This window comes from Snodgrassella alvi (genome assembly GCF_002777425.1).
GTDB lineage: Bacteria > Pseudomonadota > Gammaproteobacteria > Burkholderiales > Neisseriaceae > Snodgrassella > Snodgrassella alvi_B.
The window spans coordinates 41,000-47,027 of the sequence record NZ_MDVC01000088.1; the positions used below are offsets into that span (position 1 = coordinate 41,000).

The following is a 6,028-nucleotide window of genomic DNA, read 5'->3' on the forward strand; positions in this document are numbered from 1 at the left end:
ATACTTCATGGCGCCACCTAAGCTAAAAGCCTGTAATTACTACCGGAAACCAATTAAACTTATACTTAATCCGGTTGGCTTTTATAAATTAGTGTATATACTCTATTCTTGCATAAAGCCACTGTCAAGAGAATCAAAGCGACTTAATGGTTTTAGATTTGACTTTGATACAGGTTTTGTAGAATTTGTACGACATGGTTAGGTAATGTAAGGATTGGCTGTTAAGTCTTAATGCTTAGAGAAATCATCACCAACTCATGTTATATTCACGCTATGAGCATGAATCAGGTAATCGCAACAGGGTAAATAACTAATGGTTACATGTAATGCACAGCGGCGTGCCGTTTTAGGTGCGCTGGTTTTATTTCTGTCAGCCTGTGGTACGGGTAGTCAAAAAAGAGTTCAGCTGGGCCAGCAGCGCCATCTGGCTCCAATCAGGATTACCAAAATCAGCCACCGGCAGGGAAGTCAGGAATTGTTGTTGCAAAGCATGAGCCTAATTGGTATGCCTTACCGTTATGGCGGCAGCACGCGAGATAACGGATTCGATTGCAGCGGTATGGTGCAATATATTTACCAGCAGGCATTGCAGGTTAATCTCCCTCGTACCGCGCGTGATATAGCTGCTGTTTCCACACCAATCCGCACGCGAGATTTGCAGGTTGGGGATTTGGTATTTTTCAATACCTCGGGACAGGCTTATTCACATATAGGGTTGTATATCGGTAACGGTAAATTTATCCATGCTCCTTCCAGTAATGGTGTGATTCGTACTGCCAGGCTGGATCAACCCTATTTTAGCCAGCGTTTTACAGGTGCACGAACGCTGTTTGCCCGCTAATCAAAAGAATTAACTATTCTTTTTTATGACTAAGTAATCACAGTAAACAGGACAATAACATGAGTGAGCAAGATTTGGTATTGGTACTCAATTGCGGCAGTTCTTCCGTAAAGGCTGCGGTAATGGATGTAGCCGAAAAAGAAGTTTTAATGAGCTGTCTGGCCGAAAAAGTAGGCAATACTGATGCTTTCATTACCTTCAAAATAAATGGTGAAAAACATAAACATGCCTTAACCGGTGGTCACGACCATGTTGCTGCCGTAATGGCCTTGCTGGAACAGTTAAAAGCGCTGGGTTTATACGACCGTGTAAAAGCCATTGGCCATCGCGTAGTGCATGGTGGCGAACGCTTTACCCAGTCTACCGTGATTACACCTGAAGTAATGCGTGATATTGAGGCCTGCATTGTACTGGCGCCGCTGCATAACCCAGCTCATATTCTGGGTATACAGGCAGCCCAACAGGCATTCCCGGAATTACCTCAGGTAGCCGTATTTGATACCGCTTTCCATCAAACCATGCCGCCGCATGCCTATCATTATGCCATTCCGTCAACCTTGTATACCCGCTATGGTGTACGTCGTTATGGTGCACATGGTACCAGCTATCGCTATGTTGCACAGGAAGCCGCAGCATTTTTGCAGCGTGATGTCAATGAGATGAGCATGGTAATTGCCCACTTGGGTAATGGCGCATCCATCACTGCGGTTAAAAACGGCCGTTCACAGGATACCAGTATGGGTCTGACACCTCTGGAAGGTCTGGTAATGGGTACACGCTGTGGTGACATCGATCCAAGCATTTTCTCTTTCCTTGCTTCGAATGCCAAAATGAGCATTGAACAGATTACCGAAATGCTGAACAAAGAAAGCGGATTGCTGGGTCTGTCTAATCTTTCCAATGACTGCCGTATGCTGGAAGAGGCCGCTGCCAATGGACATAAAGGTGCAGAGCTGGCTCTGGATGTATTTGCCTACCGTCTGGCCAAATATGTAGGTGGCATGATGGTTGCCTGCGGTAGTCTGGATGCGCTGGTGTTTACCGGTGGTATCGGTGAAAACTCTACCCTGATGCGCGAAAAAGTAGTGAACTATCTGAATGTGTTTGGCATGATTCTTGACCACGATGCCAATATGGAAGCCTGCTTTGGTACACCGGGTGTGATTAGCACTAAAGACAGCAAAGCTGCGGTTATGGTTATTCCAACCAATGAAGAGCTGATGATTGCGCAGGATACTGCTCAGTTAACTGGTATGCGAATGTAATGCTTTAATATTTATATTAGGACGCATATCGTCTTAATTTATTCAGTAATAAAACTGACTTTATGCAATATTAAAAATAAAGTCAGTTTTTTTGTGTATTTCATTTAATTGAGTATGTTTCTTAAAAAAGAATGCTTCTTTGTACATGTGTTAATCAAATTTCTAAAAGTAAATTTAATAATGCTAAGAGTTAATTCGACTAAATATTGAAGAGAAGATTCGTGATTGAATCTTCTCTTTTTTAAATCAATATTTAATTAAAATATTGTTTACTTTATATATAAAAAATCAAATTTTTAATTGATGATAGTATGTAATCATCTTTTTATTAGTTTAATAAGCCTAAATGCATTTAAATTTTATTATCCTTTATGCTAAATATACACTATTATTGATTAATTCTTGATGACTGATGGTTGCATCAACAAAGATAAAATTAAAGGCACGGGTGTGCATCTGATAATTAAAAAAGTTGGTAAAAGTAACCGAATCTTCATTAGCATAAGCATGAATCACAAGATCATTACCAGAACGCGAGAATACTGCATCAGCCAGTTTTGCATTTTCGAACACAATGTCATTGTATTTGGTAACTGCTGAATCATATTCAAAATCCTCAATTAGATCCTGCCCGTGTCCACGTTGAAAAATGTACCGATCTTTGTTCCAGTCACCGCCATAGAGAGTATCGTTTCCGGAACCACCATTGATGATATCGTAACCTTCTTTGCCCCATAGTGTGTCATCACCGGCACCACCATTAAGAATATCGTTACCTTCACCACCATTTAATGTATCATTGCCATCGCCGCCATTAAGAATATCATCACCTTTATCACCATATAGTGTATCGTCTCCATCGCCGCCATTAAGGATATCTTTCCCTTTCCAGCCATTAAGCGTGCCATTACCATGTAAAGTAAAGATATAACCATTATCAATTAATTCTTGATAATTGATGGATTCATCATCAAAGATAAAATTAAAGGCACGGGTGTGCATCTGATAATTGAAAAAGTTGGTAAAAGTAACAGAATCTTCATTAGCATAGGCATGAATCACAAGATCATTACCGGAACGCGAGAACACTGCATCAGCCAGTTTTGCATTTTCGAACACAATTTCATTATATCTGGCAACTGCTGAATCATATTCAAAATCCTCAATTAAATCCTGCCCGTGTCCACGTTGAAAAATGTACCGATCTTTGTTCCAGTCACCGCCATAGAGAGTATCGTTTCCGGGACCACCATTGATGATATCGTAACCTTCTTTGCCCCATAGTGTGTCATCACCGGCACCACCATTAAGAATATCGTTACCTTCACCACCATTTAATGTATCATTGCCATCGCCGCCATTAAGAATATCATCACCTTTATCACCATATAGTGTATCGTCTCCATCGCCGCCATTAAGGATATCTTTCCCTTTCCAGCCATTAAGCGTGCCATTACCATGTAAAGTAAAGATATAACCATTATCAATTAATTCTTGATAATTGATGGATTCATCATCAAAGATAAAATTAAAGGCACGGGTGTGCATCTGATAATTGAAAAAGTTGGTAAAAGTAACAGAATCTTCATTAGCATAGGCATGAATCACAAGATCATTACCGGAACGCGAGAACACTGCATCAGCCAGTTTTGCATTTTCGAACACAATTTCATTATATCTGGCAACTGCTGAATCATATTCAAAATCCTCAATTAAATCCTGCCCGTGTCCACGTTGAAAAATGTACCGATCTTTGTTCCAGTCACCGCCATAGAGAGTATCGTTTCCGGGACCACCATTGATGATATCGTAACCTTCTTTGCCCCATAGTGTGTCATCACCGGCACCACCATTAAGAATATCGTTACCTTCACCACCATTTAATGTATCATTGCCATCGCCGCCATTAAGAATATCATCACCTTTATCACCATATAGTGTATCGTCTCCATCGCCGCCATTAAGGATATCTTTCCCTTTCCAGCCATTAAGCGTGCCATTACCATGTAAAGTAAAGATATAACCATTATCAATTAATTCTTGATAATTGATGGATTCATCATCAAAGATAAAATTAAAGGCACGGGTGTGCATCTGATAATTGAAAAAGTTGGTAAAAGTAACAGAATCTTCATTAGCATAGGCATGAATCACAAGATCATTACCGGAACGCGAGAACACTGCATCAGCCAGTTTTGCATTTTCGAACACAATTTCATTATATCTGGCAACTGCTGAATCATATTCAAAATCCTCAATTAAATCCTGCCCGTGTCCACGTTGAAAAATGTACCGATCTTTGTTCCAGTCACCGCCATAGAGAGTATCGTTTCCGGGACCACCATTGATGATATCGTAACCTTCTTTGCCCCATAGTGTGTCATCACCGGCACCACCATTAAGAATATCGTTACCTTCACCACCATTTAATGTATCATTGCCATCGCCGCCATTAAGAATATCGTTACCTTCACCACCATTTAATGTATCATTGCCATCGCCGCCATTAAGAATATCATCACCTTTATCACCATATAGTTTATCGTCACCATCGCCGCCATTAAGGATATCTTTCCCTTTCCAACCATTAAGCGTGCCATTACCATGTAAAGTAAAGATATAACCATTATCAATTAATTCTTGATAATTGATGGATTCATCATCAAAGATAAAATTAAAGGCGCGGGTGTGCATCTGATAATTAAAAAAGTTGGTAAAAGTAACAGAATCTTCATTAGCATAGGCATGAATCACAAGATCATTACCGGAACGCGAGAACACTGCATCAGCCAGTTTTGCATTTTCGAACACAATTTCATTATAGCTGCCAACTGCTGAATCATATTCAAAATCCTCAATTAGATCCTGTCCGTGTCCACGTTGAAAAATGTACCGATCTTTGTTCCAGTCACCGCCATAGAGAGTATCGTTTCCGGGACCACCATTGATGATATCGTAACCTTCTTTGCCCCATAGTGTGTCATTACCGGCACCACCATTAAGAATATCATCACCTTCACCGCCATTTAATATGTCGTCACCATCGCCGCCACTTAAATAGTCGTTTCCACTTTCTCCATACAGCTCGTCATTACCTGCTCCTCCAAAAAGGTTGTCTATGCCATCTCCTCCATATAGCTTGTCATTACCCGGTCCTCCAGCAATGGTATCGTGAGATTTCCAGCCTCTGAGTACATCATCACCTGATGTGCCTCCCAAAATAAATGACATGGCAGCTATATCATCAACACTTAATACTTTGTCATCAAATACAAAGTTAAATGCCCTGCTATAATAATTGTTGAAATAATCAGGCAGAGTAACAGAATCATCAGTACCATAAGCTTGAATAACCAGATCATTACCGGAACGGGTAAAGTGAGCGTCAGCCAGAGTGGCGCCCTTGAAGACAACATCATTGTAATGATTCGTATAGCCGGGGTATTCTTTATCGTAAATCACATCCTGACCATGTCCTGCTTCGAACTCATAGCGATCTTTATGATAATTTCCTCCTTTAAGAATATCATTACCAGTACCGCCAATAAGAATATCGTAGCCAGCACCACCATTTAAGGTGTCGTTACCGTCACCGCCATTGAGGGTATCATTCCCATCTTCACCATTGAGAATATCATCGCCGTCATTGCCATTGAGGATATCGTCACCAGCTTTGCCCCATAAGGTATCATTACCTTTACCTCCACTGATAATATCATTGCTCCACCATCCTGTAATGATATTATCATTATCATCACCATTCTGAGTAAATGTGATTCTGTTATTTATATCTAGTGGTTCGAGAGTTTGGTCTTCAAAAATGAAATTGAATGCACGGTAGTAATCATTGTTATAGCTAAAATAATTAGGCAAAGTTACAGAGTCCGAATTGCCATATGCGTTAATGATTAAATCGTTACCA

3 protein-coding genes are annotated in these 6,028 nt (G+C 40.4%); 2 read left to right on the forward strand and 1 reads right to left on the reverse strand.

Annotation, left to right across the window (positions count from 1 at the left end; all coding sequences use genetic code 11):
• Positions 1-313: 313 nt before the first annotated feature.
• Entirely contained in the window at positions 314-841 is a 528-nt protein-coding gene (locus BGI33_RS07760) for a C40 family peptidase (RefSeq protein ID WP_100090651.1), read from the forward strand.
• Between the two features lie 59 nt (positions 842-900).
• The gene (locus tag BGI33_RS07765; protein WP_100090652.1) at positions 901-2,106 is read left to right on the forward strand and encodes an acetate kinase; all 1,206 of its coding nucleotides are present in this window, start codon (positions 901-903) and stop codon (positions 2,104-2,106) included.
• 369 nt (positions 2,107-2,475) lie between these two features.
• On the opposite strand, the gene BGI33_RS07770 is transcribed toward BGI33_RS07765, so the two are convergent.
• On the reverse strand, positions 2,476-5,979 hold the full coding sequence (locus tag BGI33_RS07770) for a calcium-binding protein (RefSeq protein WP_180298975.1): 3,504 nt from the start codon (positions 5,977-5,979) through the stop codon (positions 2,476-2,478).
• Positions 5,980-6,028: the final 49 nt, after the last annotated feature.